14 protein-coding genes and 1 riboswitch are annotated in these 15,739 nt (G+C 34.1%); of the genes, 6 read left to right on the plus strand and 8 right to left on the minus strand.

The annotated features are described in order from the left end of the window. Nucleotides 1-13: 13 nt before the first annotated feature. Nucleotides 14-1,054 (plus strand): DUF3078 domain-containing protein, encoded by a 1,041-nt coding sequence (locus ACNQGN_RS05475; protein WP_417986833.1) that lies wholly within the window; start codon nucleotides 14-16, stop codon nucleotides 1,052-1,054. A gap of 4 nt (nucleotides 1,055-1,058) precedes the next feature. Here ACNQGN_RS05475 and ACNQGN_RS05480 read toward each other — a convergent pair whose 3' ends face one another. After that, the gene (locus ACNQGN_RS05480) at nucleotides 1,059-2,405 is read right to left on the minus strand and encodes a deoxyguanosinetriphosphate triphosphohydrolase (RefSeq protein ID WP_417986834.1); all 1,347 of its coding nucleotides are present in this window, start codon (nucleotides 2,403-2,405) and stop codon (nucleotides 1,059-1,061) included. A 210-nt stretch (nucleotides 2,406-2,615) separates the two neighbouring features. Beyond that, nucleotides 2,616-2,809, plus strand: a riboswitch (cobalamin riboswitch). 186 nt (nucleotides 2,810-2,995) lie between these two features. On the opposite strand from ACNQGN_RS05480, the gene metE reads away from it, so the two are divergent. Further along, nucleotides 2,996-5,320 (plus strand): 5-methyltetrahydropteroyltriglutamate--homocysteine S-methyltransferase, encoded by a 2,325-nt coding sequence (metE, locus tag ACNQGN_RS05485; RefSeq protein WP_417986835.1) that lies wholly within the window; start codon nucleotides 2,996-2,998, stop codon nucleotides 5,318-5,320. 85 nt (nucleotides 5,321-5,405) lie between these two features. Here metE and ACNQGN_RS05490 read toward each other — a convergent pair whose 3' ends face one another. The 4 genes from ACNQGN_RS05490 to ACNQGN_RS05505 form a co-directional block, all read right to left on the minus strand. Further along, on the minus strand, nucleotides 5,406-5,900 hold the full coding sequence (locus ACNQGN_RS05490; RefSeq protein WP_417986836.1) for an RDD family protein: 495 nt from the start codon (nucleotides 5,898-5,900) through the stop codon (nucleotides 5,406-5,408). Between the two features lie 234 nt (nucleotides 5,901-6,134). Beyond that, nucleotides 6,135-8,549, minus strand: a complete 2,415-nt coding sequence (locus ACNQGN_RS05495; protein ID WP_417986837.1) for a ribonucleoside-diphosphate reductase subunit alpha — start codon at nucleotides 8,547-8,549, stop codon at nucleotides 6,135-6,137. Nucleotides 8,550-8,727: 178 nt separating this feature from the next. Continuing rightward, on the minus strand, nucleotides 8,728-9,705 hold the full coding sequence (locus tag ACNQGN_RS05500) for a ribonucleotide-diphosphate reductase subunit beta (RefSeq protein ID WP_417986838.1): 978 nt from the start codon (nucleotides 9,703-9,705) through the stop codon (nucleotides 8,728-8,730). Nucleotides 9,706-9,969: 264 nt separating this feature from the next. Continuing rightward, nucleotides 9,970-10,536 carry a DUF3109 family protein gene (locus ACNQGN_RS05505; protein ID WP_417986839.1) on the minus strand — a complete coding sequence of 189 codons (567 nt, stop codon included), beginning with the start codon at nucleotides 10,534-10,536 and terminating at the stop codon, nucleotides 9,970-9,972. A gap of 266 nt (nucleotides 10,537-10,802) precedes the next feature. Between ACNQGN_RS05505 and ACNQGN_RS05510 the strand changes: the two genes are divergently transcribed. From ACNQGN_RS05510 to ACNQGN_RS05520, 3 genes are all read left to right on the plus strand, one after another. After that, nucleotides 10,803-11,381, plus strand: a complete 579-nt coding sequence (locus ACNQGN_RS05510) for a MarC family protein (RefSeq protein WP_417986840.1) — start codon at nucleotides 10,803-10,805, stop codon at nucleotides 11,379-11,381. A gap of 128 nt (nucleotides 11,382-11,509) precedes the next feature. After that, entirely contained in the window at nucleotides 11,510-11,713 is a 204-nt protein-coding gene (locus ACNQGN_RS05515) for a hypothetical protein (RefSeq protein WP_417986841.1), read from the plus strand. Nucleotide 11,714: 1 nt separating this feature from the next. After that, on the plus strand, nucleotides 11,715-12,320 hold the full coding sequence (locus ACNQGN_RS05520; protein ID WP_417986842.1) for an FAD-dependent oxidoreductase: 606 nt from the start codon (nucleotides 11,715-11,717) through the stop codon (nucleotides 12,318-12,320). A gap of 41 nt (nucleotides 12,321-12,361) precedes the next feature. Here ACNQGN_RS05520 and ACNQGN_RS05525 read toward each other — a convergent pair whose 3' ends face one another. The 3 genes from ACNQGN_RS05525 to ACNQGN_RS05535 are packed head-to-tail and all read right to left on the minus strand — an operon-like array spanning nucleotide 12,362 to nucleotide 14,971. Next, complete coding sequence (locus ACNQGN_RS05525) at nucleotides 12,362-13,939, minus strand: S41 family peptidase (protein ID WP_417986843.1); 1,578 nt, start codon at nucleotides 13,937-13,939, stop codon at nucleotides 12,362-12,364. 1 nt (nucleotide 13,940) lies between these two features. After that, complete coding sequence (locus ACNQGN_RS05530) at nucleotides 13,941-14,372, minus strand: deoxycytidylate deaminase (RefSeq protein ID WP_417986844.1); 432 nt, start codon at nucleotides 14,370-14,372, stop codon at nucleotides 13,941-13,943. Between the two features lie 5 nt (nucleotides 14,373-14,377). Beyond that, the gene (locus ACNQGN_RS05535) at nucleotides 14,378-14,971 is read right to left on the minus strand and encodes a HupE/UreJ family protein (RefSeq protein WP_417986845.1); all 594 of its coding nucleotides are present in this window, start codon (nucleotides 14,969-14,971) and stop codon (nucleotides 14,378-14,380) included. A gap of 187 nt (nucleotides 14,972-15,158) precedes the next feature. Between ACNQGN_RS05535 and ACNQGN_RS05540 the strand changes: the two genes are divergently transcribed. After that, the gene (locus ACNQGN_RS05540; RefSeq protein WP_417986846.1) at nucleotides 15,159-15,590 is read left to right on the plus strand and encodes a tellurite resistance TerB family protein; all 432 of its coding nucleotides are present in this window, start codon (nucleotides 15,159-15,161) and stop codon (nucleotides 15,588-15,590) included. The last annotated feature ends 149 nt before the right edge of the window (nucleotides 15,591-15,739 follow it).

Raw genomic sequence — 15,739 nt, forward strand, 5'->3', positions numbered from 1 at the left:
TCAATATGCTTTTATGAAATTACTGTCCCACGCCTTACTCTTCTTTTTACTAACAATTTCTATAACTAGTTTTTCTCAAGAGACATCAGCAACACCCGTAATAGCAGGGCTTACTCCTACAACAGCACTTGTAAAAGTCACTACTTTAGCACCTTTGACAGTTGCATTAAAAATACACCCGCCAATCCCTATAATGACTGTATCTCCTTGGACAAAAAAAAATAGTTTAGGTTTCTACCTCTCTGAAATTGCTTTTGTCAATTGGAGTGCCGGGGGAACAAGTTCCATATCAGGCTTGATTAAAGGTGATTTTTCAAGGGTTTACGCCAAAAAAAATCGCAAATGGGTAAATGAACTTGTAATTCGATATGGTTTAAATAAACAAGACGGAATTGAGATAAGAAAATCCGATGACGCGTTGCAATTTAACTCCACATTCGGTTATAGAAAAGACACCATAACCAATTGGTATCACAGTGCAAAATTTAATTTTAACACACAGTTCACAAATGGATATTCCTACCCAAACAAAGAAATCGCCATCTCAAAACCTTTAGCCCCAGCGTATGCATTTATGGGTATCGGTGCTGAAAATGCTAATAAAGAAAAAAATAGAATATTCTACATTTCTCCATTTACTTTTAAAACAACTTTAGTTTTAGATCAAAGATTAGCCAACCAAGGTGCCTTTGGTGTCGAAAAAGCTACTTATGACAGTGACGGAATTTTAGTTTCTGAAGGTAAACGATCAAAAACAGAACTTGGTTTTTTGATGACCAGTCTTTACAAAAAAGAAATTTTCAAAAACGTTAATATAGAAAACCGCATAAGTGTTTACTCTGACTACATTAATAATTTTGGAAATGTTGATGTAGATTATGATTTATTATTGGACTTAGTCGTAAACCAATATGTAAAAGCGAATATAGGTACACGAATAGTTTATGATGATGATATTAAATCCAAAAAGGAAATTGACGGTAAACAAGTTACCGAAGGTGCAAAAATACAACTAAAACAATTGTTAGGTGTAGGAATAGTTTATGCTTTTTAAACTCTTACGATCTTTTTCTTCCATTAATGGTTTCGAACAATTCTAGTGCATTTCCATCAGTTAAAAGAGACACATAATGACAAATATGGAGTAATCTCCCATAAAGATTTTCTTTTTCCAAATGATGTTTCTCGGGTAGCATTTTCATAATTAAAGCATCATAATTAGATGCTTCCCCGTTGAATTTATTATTGAAAGCCGTTATGAATTTATCTAACAAAGTTTGTATAATCTGATAACCGACAATTTCTTTCTCTATTACTTCACGACTTTGGTAGATATTTTTAACGCTAATTTTGATAATATCATCCATTTGCGCTTTATATTTACTCCTGTCCATTATAGCATAAGGAAATTTACCTGCCAGAATTAACGCTTCATTTTCTATAAAAACTTTAACTGCATCATTAATTAAACTACCAATTGCCAAAGCGCGCAAATAGCTAATTCTGTCTTCTTTGGTTTCTAAAGTCTTGTATTTAGAAGTATCGATACTGTCTTTTACCAATTTTATCAGATATTCCAAGGCAAAATCTTCGGAAACTAAACCTAAATTGATGCCGTCTTCAAAATCAATAATAGTATAACAGATATCATCCGCAGCTTCGACTAAATACGCCAAAGGATGTCTTTCGAAACCTATATTATCTCCTGATTTATTTGAAACTAGGCCCATGTCATTAGCCACATCCTGAAAAAAGGATTTGTCAGTCTGAAAGAAGCCGTATTTTTTATCGGCAATATTTTCAGTTGGTTTTTTAGGTAAACTTTCCTTTGGATATTTCATGAAAGCGCCAAGAGTCGCATACGAAATTCTAAGTCCGCCTTCAATTCCGGGACGACTTGCAGTCAATACTGAAAACCCATTAGCATTCCCTTCAAAATCGACTAAGTCCTGCCATTCTTTTGCAGTTAGCTGGTCTTTGTATTGCCTTCCTTTTCCAATCGAAAAATATTCTCCAATCGCTTTTTCACCAGAATGTCCAAAAGGTGGATTCCCAATATCATGAGCCAATGAAGCTGCAGCTACAATTGCTCCAAAATCATTCATGTGATAGCCATGAACTTCTTTCAGATGCGGATATTTTTCGATAATTTTTTTTCCAACTAAACGTCCCAAAGAGCGTCCCACAACCGAAACCTCTAAACTGTGCGTCAATCTGGTATGAACAAAATCAGTTTTTGACAACGGAATAACTTGTGTTTTATCCTGTAAACTTCGAAAAGCAGATGAAAAGATAATACGGTCATAATCAACTTCAAAACCCAGACGGGTGTCATCTTGTTCTACACGTAATCTTTTGCCTTTGTCGCCTTGTCGTCTTAGTGATAAAAGTTGTTCCCAGTTCATGATTTATTTTTAGATTTATTTTCAAAGATAAAAGAAATAGAAACATTATCAAGTGAAATAAAGTCAGGTACGACTTAATTTATAAGAAAAATCTAAAGTATCGAATCATATTAATACAATATCCTAAAAATAACAAATTTGTAAACCTATCGGAAAAAACTTTAAGTGATTAGTGGTACTTTTGCACAGAATTTAAGTTCTTAATTTATTTCTTCATCAACCGATAAGGGTTTTACTTAACTGTAGATTAATAGGGAATCGTGTGTAAATCACGAACTGTCGCGCAACTGTAAGTAACACAAAAAGTTTTTATCTGAAATAAGATCCACTGTTAGCTAATGGCAAATGGGAAGGGTGATAAAAATGTTACAAGTCAGGAGACCTGCCCTTTATCGAATTGACAATGCTTTCGCGATTTGAAGCAATAGTCAGGTATGGTGCGTTCTGAACACAACAAGCATGACTATTCATGACTTATTGTGCATTTCTCTTTTGTAACGTATTGCCCTTTCTAATTTTCATTTCTACTTCGCATTTGAAATGCATAAAGAGCTTTTAACTGATTTATTCATCATTTAAAAAGCAAAAAAATGCTAACAAACAATCTTGGCTACCCGCGAATTGGTAGCAACAGAGAATTAAAAAAAGCCTGTGAATCGTATTGGGCAGGGAAAATTTCAGTAGACGAACTTTTGGCTACAGGTGCGAATATCCGTAAGAAAAACTGGCAATTACAGGCCGACGCAGGAATCGATTTAATACCTTCTAACGATTTTTCGTTTTACGATCAAGTATTGGATTTATCGCTTACATTGGGTGTAATTCCAAAACGCTATTTAGAATTAGCTAAAACTAATTCCTCAATTGATTTGTATTTTGCAATGGCCAGAGGTACGCAAAAAGACGGACAAGATGTAGTTGCCATGGAAATGACAAAATGGTTTGACACCAATTACCATTACATCGTACCAGAATTTACTAAAAACCAAGAATTCAAATTATTTACCGAAAAAATAATCGATGAATTTAAAGAAGCCAATACTTTAGGAATTGCAACTAAGCCCGTACTTATAGGACCCGTGACTTACCTCCTTCTTGGGAAAGAAAAAGAAGAAGGTTTTCATAGAATTGATCTTATCGATAAAATACTTCCAGTATATTTTGAAATACTACAAAAATTACAGAATGAAAACGTAGAATGGATTCAATTTGACGAACCATTTTTAGCTTTGAATTTAACTGAAAAAGAAAGAAATGCAATCACTTATGTATATACTGAAATCAACAAACGCTTCCCTAAAATCAAACTAATTCTTGCTAATTATTTTGATTGTTTCGGTGAAAATCTCGAGACCATTCTTGCTTTACCTGTTCATACATTACATTTAGATCTAGTTCGTTGTCATTCCCAATTGGATGATATTCTGGAATCAGGGCAATTATCAAGCAACGTGAATCTTTCACTCGGTGTTGTGGACGGTAGAAATATTTGGAAGAATGATTTCAAAAAATCTTTAGCACTTATCAAGAAAGCGACAGATGCTCTTGGTCAAAACAGAGTGTTAATTGCACCATCATGTTCACTGATTCATTCTCCATGCGATTTAGAATTAGAAACGAATAACGAAACACTAACTCCTGAAATCAAGCAGTGGCTGGCTTTCGCCAAACAGAAGACAGAAGAAATAGTACTGCTTAAACATTTTGCTTCAAATGAAATAGATATTAGTAATTCTATCCCTTTTGAAGAAAATACTATCGCCAATGAAAACAGAAAAACTTCAAAATTAATACATAATGATGCGGTCAAAAATCGTGTCGCCAGTATTACAACCGGTGATGATCAAAGAAAAAATCCGTTTTCAATTCGAAGAGAAAAACAAATAGACGTACTGAATCTTCCTTTATTCCCTACTACTACTATTGGTTCTTTTCCACAAACCACTGACGTACGAAGCTGGAGAGCGAAGTTCAAAAAAGGCGAGTTAAATCAACAACAATATGATGACTTACTCAAAAAAGAAACAGAAGAGACTATTCGTTTTCAAGAAGAAACTGGCATTGATGTATTGGTTCACGGAGAATTTGAACGTAATGATATGGTCGAATATTTTGGCGAACAATTAGACGGATTTACTTTTACCAAAAATGGTTGGGTACAAAGCTATGGCAGCCGTTGTGTGAAACCTCCCGTTATTTATGGTGACGTCTCCCGTCCAAATCCAATGACTGTGAAATGGGCTGAATTTGCCCAATCATTAACAGCAAAATGGGTAAAAGGAATGCTTACCGGCCCTGTAACTATTCTGCAATGGTCTTTTGTTAGAAACGATCAATCCCGTTCGGAAACCTGCACCCAAATTGCATTGGCAATTAGAGATGAAGTCGTTGACTTAGAGAATGCAGGAATTAAGATTATTCAAATCGATGAACCTGCCATTCGAGAAGGACTACCTTTACGTAAAGAAGAATGGCCAACCTATTTGGATTGGGCTATAAAAGCCTTTAGAATTTCAGCAAGTGGCGTAACCGACGACACCCAGATTCATACACATATGTGTTACAGCGAATTCAACGATATCATTCAGAATATTGCCGACATGGATGCCGATGTAATCACCATAGAATGTTCTCGTTCTCAAATGGAATTACTTGATGCATTCGCCGATTTCAATTATCCAAATGAAATAGGACCTGGTGTATATGATATTCATTCACCACGTGTACCTTCTCGTACCGAAATGGTAAAATTATTAGAGAAAGCTTCGGCAGTTATCCCTATCGATCAACTTTGGGTAAACCCGGATTGTGGTTTAAAAACCCGTCATTGGGATGAAACTAAAAAAGCTTTAATAGAAATGGTAGCCGCAGCTCAAGAGATGAGAATTGCTATAGAAAAAATAGCAACCATTTAATAACCAAAATAAAAACCTAGTAAATTTAAAAATTTACTAGGTTTTATTAAGAAGAATTAATCACTATCCTTTAAAAAAAATAGTATTAAAATACTGTTTCTTCAGAGAGATTAAACAATTTATTTCTTTCAATAAACTCCTGTTTTTTTACCACATAAGTTACGGATAATACATCATGCCATCCTCGTGAATCACTAGCTAAAAAGGAAAAAGGCTCAAAAGGAATTAATCTGGATACCGTTCTTATAACAATGCTTTTCATATTTGGTTTTGAACCATCATACTTTACAACAATTGTTTTTGTAAAATACTTCGCGAAAGTCCTGGAAAAATACATTTCAGTAATTCCGTAGTAAAAGAACAATACAATCAGTCCAAAAAAGAAACTTTCAATTAGGCTCAATGATTCAACCCAATTAGAGGCACCATAACTATTGGTCAAGTCTCCAATTATAATTATAGTTGTTCCAATAGTGATTTCGATAAAATAGATAATCAGTAAATCGATACTAAAATTAAGGAGACGCTGGCTTTTAGAAGCTAATAAATCATCTGTAACAGTAAATTTTCTATTTTCCATACTAGTGTATAATAAACGATTACTTATAATGATAACTATCTCAAATATAGTGAATTATTTACAAATTTTAACAATAGACATTAGTATTTTAGCCGTGATTACAGTGTGAATTCTTTTTTAATCGTTTTCTTTTTGCGAGAAAAAGATTGTACAGGAAGGCAAGAAATAGTTAAAAAAAAAGCAATTATTATTACAATAACTGCTTTTTTCTTTAATCAAATTGACAAATAAAATTTACGACCCACACATTTCACATTCGTCTGGACCAGCATTTTTAGCAAGTTCAATCATTGCCTTGTATTCATCGGCAGTCATTTCTACTGCTTCCACTACTACAGGAACATCGATTGGTTGCTCTTTAATTTCAATTGGCTCTACTTTTTTATCATTGTTCAATGTAAATTTAATCGCATCCACCGCCGCTTTTGTTCTTAAATAGTACATTCCTGTTTTTAATCCGGATTGCCAAGCGTAAAAGTGCATTGATGTCAGTTTAGAATAATTGGCATTCTGCATGAATAAGTTTAATGATTGCGATTGATCGACAAAATAACCACGTTGACGAGACATATCGATAATATCTTTCATGGACATTTCCCAAACTGTTTTGTATAATTCTTTCAAGTCTTGCGGAATGTTTAGGTCTTGAACAGAACCGTTATTTCGCATTAATTCTTGTTTCAACGTTTCGTTCCACAAACCGCGTTCCACTAAATCGTGTAATAAGTGTTTATTCACTACAATAAACTCTCCCGAAAGTACTCTTCTTGTGTAAATATTAGAAGTGTATGGTTCGAACGCTTCGTTATTACCCAAAATTTGAGAAGTTGAAGCAGTTGGCATTGGCGCAACTAACAAAGAATTTCTCACCCCGTGCTCCATTACTTCTTTTCTCAGCGAAGCCCAGTCCCAACGACCCGATAGCTCCTCATCTTTCATTCCCCACAAATTGTATTGAAATTCTCCTTGAGACATTGGCGAACCTTTGAAAGTAGAATAAGGACCTTCTTCTTTGGCCATTTCCATTGAAGCGGTAACGGCTGCAAAATATAAGGTTTCGAAAATTTCCTGATTCAATTTTTTAGCTTCGTCACTGGTAAATGGCAAACGCAACATAATGAAAGCATCTGCCAATCCTTGTACTCCAAGACCAACTGGTCTGTGACGCATATTTGAGTTTTCAGCCTCCTTTACTGGATAATAATTTCTGTCAATAACTTTATTCAAGTTTCTGGTTACACGTTTAGTAACACTGAATAATAGGTCATGATTGAATTTTTTATTTTCCACAAACATTGGCAACGACAGTGAAGCCAGGTTACAAACCGCAATTTCATCTGTGGATGTGTATTCCATAATCTCAGTACACAAATTTGAAGAACGAATTGTACCTAGATTTTTCTGGTTTGATTTTCTATTAGCTGCATCTTTGTACAACATATAAGGGGTTCCAGTTTCGATTTGTGATTCTAGAATTTTCTCCCATAATTCATGAGCTTTGATGGTTTTTCTACCTTTTCCACGTTTCTCGTAATCAATGTACATCGCTTCGAATTCTTCGCCATACACATCATACAATCCCGGACATTCATTAGGACACATCAACGTCCAATAGCTGTCTTCTTGCACACGCTTCATAAACAAATCAGAAGTCCACATCGCAAAAAACAAATCTCTTGCACGCATTTCTTCTTTTCCAGTATTCTTTTTTAAGTCTAGAAATTCAAATATATCCGCATGCCAAGTTTCGATATAAATAGCAAAACTACCTTTACGTTTTCCGCCACCCTGATCTACGTAACGTGCCGTATCATTGAAAACTCTTAACATCGGAACAATTCCGTTTGATGTCCCGTTAGTTCCACGAATGTATGAACCCGTCGCTCTTACATTATGAATAGAAAGTCCAATTCCACCTGCTGATTGGGAGATTTTTGCCGTTTGCTTCAACGTGTCATAAATCCCGTCAATACTATCATCTTGCATCGCCAAAAGAAAACAAGAAGACATTTGAGGTTTTGGAGTTCCGGCGTTGAACAATGTCGGAGTCGCATGTGTAAAGAATTTTTTCGACATTAAGTCGTAGGTTTCAATTACAGATTTCAAATCCTCTAAATGAATTCCAACAGAAACGCGCATCAACATGTGTTGTGGACGCTCTACGATTTTTCCGTTTATTTTTAGCAAATACGATCTTTCCAAGGTTTTAAAACCAAAATAATCGTAGTTAAAATCTCTATTATATATGATATGTGAATCTAAGAATTCAGAATTTTCCTGAATCACCTTGAATACTTCGTCCGAAAGTAATGGCGCATCTTGACCATTTCTTGGATTAACATACAAGTACATATCTTTCATCGTATCTGAGAACGATTTTTTAGTATTCGAATGTAAATTGGAGATAGCGATACGAGCAGCTAATTGAGCATAATCCGGATGTGCAATAGTCATCGAAGCAGCAGTCTCAGCAGCAAGATTGTCCAATTCCGATGTAGAAACACCATCATATAGACCCTCAATAACACGCATTGCTACTTTTACAGGATCAACTAATTCGTTCAACCCGTAACATAGTTTTTTTATTCTATCCGTAATCTTATCAAACATTACTGGCTCTTTATGACCATCTCTTTTTATTACATACATAAGCTTACATTTTAATTATTATTGAAAAATTCAATCATTGAAACGGGAATTCCAATTCTTAAATCGTGTGTTTTTGTTTTCTTGAGCCAATCCCTTATCCGCTACAATATTTTATTTCTTATCGGGGCTAACCAAATTTGAGTATTTCTTCTAATCTAATTTTTGACCTTGCTAAAATTTAAAAATCAGCGTCAAATGATATTTTTTGAGCATCACTATCGGTATTCATAACACCTGCTTTTTGATATTCTGCTACTTTCTTTTCAAAGAAGTTTGTTTTCCCCTGCAGTGAAATCATATCCATAAAATCAAAAGGATTTGAGGTATTGTATTCTCTGTCACAACCTAATTCCACTAATAATCTATCCGCAACAAATTCCAAATATTGTGTCATTAATACCGCATTCATTCCTATTAAGCTTACGGGAAGTGACTCAGTAATGAATTCTCTTTCAATATTCAAAGCATCCACAATAATACTTCTGATTCTTTCTTTTGGCACTTTATTTACCAAATGGTGATTGTGTAAATGCACCGCAAAATCACAATGAACGCCTTCATCACGAGAAATTAATTCGTTAGAGAATGTCAATCCCGGCATCAATCCACGTTTTTTCAACCAATAAATAGAACAAAATGCTCCTGAAAAGAAAATTCCCTCAACAGCTGCAAAAGCAATTAATCTTTCAGCAAAAGAATCCGATTCAATCCATTTCAACGCCCAGTCCGCTTTTTTCTTAATCGCTGGAAAAACCTCTAGAGCATTAAATAATTCATCTTTCTCTGCCTCATCTTTCACATACGTATCAATCAATAATGAATATGTTTCGCTATGAATATTCTCCATCATTATTTGAAAACCATAAAAGAATTTTGCTTCAGCATATTGCACTTCGTTCACAAAATTTTCAGCAAGATTTTCATTTACAATTCCGTCAGAAGCAGCAAAAAAAGCAAGAATATGTTTTACAAAATAACGTTCCTCATCAGAAAGTTTATTATTCCAGTCGTTTAAATCTTGTGATAAATCTATTTCTTCAGCAGTCCAGAAACTAGCCTCCATTTTCTTATACCATTCCCAAATATCATGGTGTTTGATAGGAAAAATTACGAAACGATTTTTATTTTCTTGTAAAATTGGTTCAACTTGCGCCATTATAATTGTTTATTTTTTTGAAATTTTAACGAAATTTTATGCATTATGTGGATTACAAAGATTGTGAAATATTGCGGAAATTAAAAGCCAAACTTATTCACAATCAGCCCTAGTTTTTAACAAATGTAAAAAATTAGGACACTTTTCACACAAACCATAAAAAACTGTATATCAGTAGTTTAAATTTTAAAAAAGAGCGTAAAGCACCGTAAAATATAGGATTTTAAAAACAGTAAACAAGAAAAATTTAATTTTTTTTTGGATTTATTTTTTCATGTCCAGAGCTACTTTTTCAAGCTCTATATACCAGTCTTCCCCAAACTTTCTAATCAATGCTTCTTTAACAAATTTGTAAACAGGAACCTCAAGTTCCTGACCTAAAGAACAGGCCGCATCACAAATGTCCCATTTGTCATAATTGACAGCAGCAAACTCGGTAAAATCTTTTACACGAATAGGGTATAAATGGCATGAAACTGGTTTTTTCCAGTCAATTATTCCTTGGTTGTATGCTTGTTCGATACCACAAAGTGCTGTTTTACCGTCAAAAATTACATACGCACAATCCTTATTATCAATTAGTGGCGTTTCAAGATCACCATCTGTTCCGTTTACCCAAGTTCCCTGTGCTTCAATAACAGCAATTCCCTGTTTGCGAAGAAACGGTTTTACTTTTGGATAGATTTCTTCTAATATCCTAGTTTCCTCAACACTCAATGGAGCCCCAGCATCACCATCCACACAACAAGCCCCTTTACAAGCCGACAAATTGCAAACAAAATCTTTTTCGAGTATGTCTTCCGACACGATGGTTTTTCCTAATTGAAACATTATTTTGGGTACTGAGATTATAAAGCGCAAAGGTAGTTAAAGTAACTTGTATTTTTTTAGATAAAACCAACTTTAACTTTCATTGTAAACCAACTTATCAATCAACTTTGTAAAGTCATTAACAAACTAACAATAAACTTTATAGAATCTAAAATGTCAAAAAAAGTAATTGAAAAGGATCCATAAAAAAGGCTCAAACAAACTGAAATAAAATTCGATTTTAATCAAAAACCTATCGAAAAGTTTAACTTTGCAAACAAAAAATCATGTTTGAAATCGATTTTAGAGAAGTAATTACCGTAGGAATGGTCCTTTTTGCAGTAATTGATATCGTGGGAACCATTCCTATTATTGTTGATTTAAGGTCGAAACACGGACATATAGAATCCGAAAAAGCTTCAATAGTAGCGGGTATAATTATGATTGTCTTTCTTTTTGTAGGAGAAGAATTATTGAATTTAATCGGAATTGACGTGAACTCTTTTGCAGTTGCGGGTTCGTTTGTATTATTCTTTTTAGCCTTAGAAATGATTTTGGGAATTCGTATTTACCGTGATGAGGAAGCGAGCTCTGCCTCGATAGTCCCACTTGCCTTCCCCTTGATTGCCGGAGCAGGCACAATGACAACTTTATTATCCTTACGTTCCCAGTTTCACACAGTAAATATTGTACTTGCGATAATTTTAAATATTATTCTGGTATATATTGTTTTGAAATCATCCTCTAAAATTGAAAAAATACTAGGAGAAAATGGACTTGGAGTTATTCGCAAGACATTTGGAGTGGTTCTTCTTGCAATTGCTGTTAAATTATTCGCTGCTAATGTTAAAGGTTTGTTTGTCTAAAATAAATTTTCATAAATTTACCCCCATAACGTAATAAATGTAAAATAATTTGATTTTATTTGGAGTTAAATTTCCAAAAGAAATATCCCTAACCATCTATTATCTTACATTAAAAACAAAAACATACCATGAAAATCTTTACTAACATATTAGTGTTTTTAGCAATAGCTTTAATCATATTTAATGTTACTTTGCTTGATTTCAGAAATCCATTTCAAGGAGACAGTGTTGTTGCTTTTATTGGAATTGCAGCTTCTTTTTGCGCTGTTTTGATTCTTCTAATTTTTAGAATGTCAAAAAAAATTGAAGAAAATTCAAAAGACAAACTTTAAAATGTTTGACACTCTTATTTTTGGCGGTGGTGTTTCCGGATTGTCTTGCGCCCTTATATTGGGCTCTGCAAAAAACAAAACCTTTGCCACTGATAAAAAAATCGGCATTTTGACTCATCAAAAGGCATCTGCTCTTCAAGAAGGATTATTTAATAATGCTTACGGAATAGCACCAGGCAAATTAGGCTCCGAATTATTGACCGAAAGCGTTCAGCATCTTTCGCAAACCTACCCACACATAACACAAATTCCCGACGAAAAAGTATTGAAAATTGAAGGGCAATTTCCTGAATTTACAGTTACTACAAATAAAAGTACGTACAAGACCAAAACAATCGTAATAGGCATTGGATCTGCAAATACTTTTGCAATCGATGGACTGATGCAGTATGTGGAACCACATCAAAAATCACTACCTGAAAAACAAAGAATCCAATTAAAAAACAATGATCACAAAGTTGTTGATGGTATTTATGTTATTGGAACTTTAGCAGGGTGGAGAAGTCAATTGGCTATTGCTTCAGGAAGTGGCGCAGCCGTCGCTACCGATATCCTTACTTTATGGAATGGAGGCAAACAAACCCATTGCCACGACAGTATAAGATAGTATATTTCAGATTATAATAAAGATTGAAGATAAATTCTTCTTTACTTATTTCTAATCAAAACAACTTTAATCATCGCATCTTCTTTCAGAACAATTTCATAATAATATTTTTCTCCATACACTTGTCGGCTAAATTCTGCGGCAAGGTATCGCTTTACTAATGACTTGCTTTTTTCGAATTTCAAATCCAATCCGTTTTGAAAAACATACTTTTGAAAAGAATTAAAATACATATCCGTTCCATTCATTTTAGTCCTAAATTGTTGAAAAGACAATCCTTTAAAAACATTCCTATTTTTATCTAATTCTTCGAACACAAAATGCCCCACAATTCCCGACTGCATTAAATAAGCTGTACTTTCATTTCCATGCTCTACTTCAAGTGGCACAAAAACATCAGGAACTATTCCGCCTCCTCCGTATACGATTTTACCTTTTTTAGTTTTAAATTTCAAAGAGTCGGAAACTTTTATACTGTCTTTTTCAAACAACTCCCCGTTCTCAAAACGAGTATCTGATTCTCTAAAATAGGCTTCGTTCCCTTTCGAATAAGGCTTTTGAATAGAGCGACCCGTTGGTGTGTAATATCTCGCTATAGTCAGCCTAACAGCCGAACCGTCTTCAAAATCCATTTCACGTTGTACCAATCCTTTACCAAAAGAACGTCGCCCTACTATTGTCCCTCTATCGTTATCTTGTATTGCCCCTGCAAGGATCTCACTTGCTGACGCACTATTTTCATTAATCAAGACAAATACATTTCCACTTTCGAAACTTCCTCTTTCCGTTGCAAAAGTTTTATCTACATTTCCTTTTTTATTTTTGGTAAAAACAATCAATTCATTGTCTTTCAGCAATTCATCTGCAATTGCAATAGCTTCCTCCATATAACCACCGCCATTGTCTCGAAGATCAATAATTAATGATTGCGCCCCTTGCTTTTTCAATGCCGTCAATCCCTTTTTAAACTCGGCATAAGTGGTTTCAGCAAATCGATTTATTTTTATATAACCGGTATTATTTTTCAAAAGCATAGAAACATCTACGCTTTTTAAAGGAATAATATCTCGTTTTACTATCAATTTAATTTTTTTACGCTCCGACTTTCTGTAAACTGTAAGTTCAATTTTAGAACCCACAGCCCCTTTAAGCTTCGAAAACAAACTGTCATTCGGTAATTTACGTCCAAATAATTTGGTTTTATCGGCATACAAAATTCGGTCGCCTGCTTTTACTCCCGCTTTCGCCGAAGGGCCATTTTCCACAGGTTTGATTATGGCAAGGGAATCATTATACATGTAGAAATTCACACCTATACCAACAAAATCGCCTCTCATACTTTCAACAACTTCAGTTTGTTCGCTAGGAGGAACGTATACAGAATGCGGATCTAATTTTGCAAGGATATTGTCAACTGTAAGATTTACAATAGAATCTGTATTGACATCATCTACATATTCGTTATCAATGAAATCAATGAGTTCATTCAGTTTATTTTTTGAACTATTTTTAGTGAAAAAATGATTCTGATTTGGGGTATTCAACAACCCACCAAGAACAATTCCTATAGCAAGAGCTACACTAATGAGTATAGGGAAGTATTTGTTATCAATTTTCATTTTATTCTTCTAATGCCGAAATATGCTCTACTTCAACTCCCGCTTTAATTAAAAACTGAATTCCGGAATCATCACGGTATCCATTATGATATACCACTCTTTTTATTCCGGATTGATGGATTAACTTACTACATTCTTTGCAGGGAGAAAGCGTAATATATAAGGTAGCGCCTTCACAAGATTGCGTTGAGCGAGCCACTTTTAGGATTGCATTGGCTTCTGCATGCAATACGTCCCAACGCGTCAACCCTTCCTCGTCTTCGCAACAATTTTCAAAACCTGACGGCGTTCCGTTATACCCATCAGAAATTATCATTCTATCTCTTACTATAATGGCACCCACTTGCTTTCTTTTACAATAAGACAAAAGTCCCCATTCTGTTGCAATTCTAAGATACGCTTTATCGTATTTATTTAATTTTTTTGTACTCATTTTTTTTATCTAATCCAGATTTCACTTTCAATAATCATTGGTAAAACTACTCCTATTATAAATGCCGACATCACCAAAGTCCAATCCCGTTTCGAAAATCTAAAAACCGTTTGAACAATATAAGATAAAACCAACACAACAAAAACCACAACAATTTGAGCGGCTTCTATACCTAAGGCGAATTCTCCCAAAGGCAACAATTTAGAAGTTGCACTCCCCCCCAGAATTGATTTAAAATAGTTTGAAAAACCCAAACCATGAATAATCCCAAAGAAAAGTGTTATAAAGAACACTACACTTATACTTTCTTTTTTACTTGATTTTCCAGCAGTAAAAAGATTATAAAACGCCGTTATTAATATTGTTATCGGAATCAACAACTCAACCACATTAACTTTAATGGCAATTATACCAAAAATAGAAAGCAACAAAGCCATAGTATGTCCAATTGTAAAAAGTGTTACCAGCAACACTATACGTTTCCAATCCTTGAAAGAGAAAGGAACGGCTAATGCTATTAAAAACAAAACATGATCGTACGCATGGATATCCAAAACGTGTTTTAATCCTATTTGAAAGTAAATCCAAAATTCTGACATAGGTAATTTATTAAATTGATATTGGGGCTGTAAACTTACGATTAATTTTGAAAATGATTGATTTGAAAATATAAATCATTACTTAAAAAATGATTTAAAAACACGCTACTTTACGAAACAAAATTTAAAATAAAAAATAAATAATTTAAAAATAGACTTATCTTTGTAAGATAAAAAATTAATAATTATGTCATTTTCAGATTTATTTGATAGCGAATTCAAACAAAGAAATAAAGGTCATTTTTCAGCCATAGTTCGCGTAGCACTTGCCGACGAGAAGTTCGCTCCAGAAGAAAAAATGTTTTTAGATAAACTGGCCGTTAGACTAGAAATTTCTCATGAGGAATATGCTGAAATTTTAGAAAACCCATTAAAATATCCTATCAATGCTCCTTATTTACATGAGCAAAGATTGGAACGCCTATATGATTTAGTCAGAATGGTTCATGTTGATCATCAGCTAGGAGACAAACAAGAATTGTTATTAAGAAAAATTGGTTTAGCATTAGGCTTCACTGCCGAAAACGTAAATTATATTGTAGCTAAGGCGCTATCATTAGTAGATAAAAAAGTAGACCTAGACACTTTCATTTTCGAAATGCAAAACATGCACAAATAATAAAAAACATATCTAAGAAGTCTCCCTAACACGGTACGAGTGGTCGGAAGAAATTTCGACCACTTTACGTTTTAAATACTTTGTCAGGATCCCCTCCTGAAAGTATGATCATTATTACCGTAATAAGCTCTCTTAATTCCATAACAAAC

It is taken from the genome of Flavobacterium rhamnosi, from assembly GCF_048286515.1.
Lineage (GTDB): Bacteria > Bacteroidota > Bacteroidia > Flavobacteriales > Flavobacteriaceae > Flavobacterium.

Excerpts from the sequence above, each read along its gene's own strand:
- ACNQGN_RS05515 (WP_417986841.1), top strand. The coding sequence starts at position 11,510 with ATGAAAATCTTTACTAACATATTAGTGTTTTTAGCAATAGCTTTAATC.
- metE (WP_417986835.1), top strand. The coding sequence starts at position 2,996 with ATGCTAACAAACAATCTTGGCTACCCGCGAATTGGTAGCAACAGAGAA.
- ACNQGN_RS05495 (WP_417986837.1), bottom strand. The coding sequence starts at position 8,549 with ATGTATGTAATAAAAAGAGATGGTCATAAAGAGCCAGTAATGTTTGAT.
- ACNQGN_RS05500 (WP_417986838.1), bottom strand. The coding sequence starts at position 9,705 with ATGGCGCAAGTTGAACCAATTTTACAAGAAAATAAAAATCGTTTCGTA.
- ACNQGN_RS05510 (WP_417986840.1), top strand. The coding sequence starts at position 10,803 with ATGTTTGAAATCGATTTTAGAGAAGTAATTACCGTAGGAATGGTCCTT.
- ACNQGN_RS05505 (WP_417986839.1), bottom strand. The coding sequence starts at position 10,536 with ATGTTTCAATTAGGAAAAACCATCGTGTCGGAAGACATACTCGAAAAA.
- ACNQGN_RS05480 (WP_417986834.1), bottom strand. The coding sequence starts at position 2,405 with ATGAACTGGGAACAACTTTTATCACTAAGACGACAAGGCGACAAAGGC.
- ACNQGN_RS05535 (WP_417986845.1), bottom strand. The coding sequence starts at position 14,971 with ATGTCAGAATTTTGGATTTACTTTCAAATAGGATTAAAACACGTTTTG.
- ACNQGN_RS05530 (WP_417986844.1), bottom strand. The coding sequence starts at position 14,372 with ATGAGTACAAAAAAATTAAATAAATACGATAAAGCGTATCTTAGAATT.
- ACNQGN_RS05525 (WP_417986843.1), bottom strand. The coding sequence starts at position 13,939 with ATGAAAATTGATAACAAATACTTCCCTATACTCATTAGTGTAGCTCTT.
- ACNQGN_RS05540 (WP_417986846.1), top strand. The coding sequence starts at position 15,159 with ATGTCATTTTCAGATTTATTTGATAGCGAATTCAAACAAAGAAATAAA.
- ACNQGN_RS05475 (WP_417986833.1), top strand. The coding sequence starts at position 14 with ATGAAATTACTGTCCCACGCCTTACTCTTCTTTTTACTAACAATTTCT.
- ACNQGN_RS05490 (WP_417986836.1), bottom strand. The coding sequence starts at position 5,900 with ATGGAAAATAGAAAATTTACTGTTACAGATGATTTATTAGCTTCTAAA.
- ACNQGN_RS05520 (WP_417986842.1), top strand. The coding sequence starts at position 11,715 with ATGTTTGACACTCTTATTTTTGGCGGTGGTGTTTCCGGATTGTCTTGC.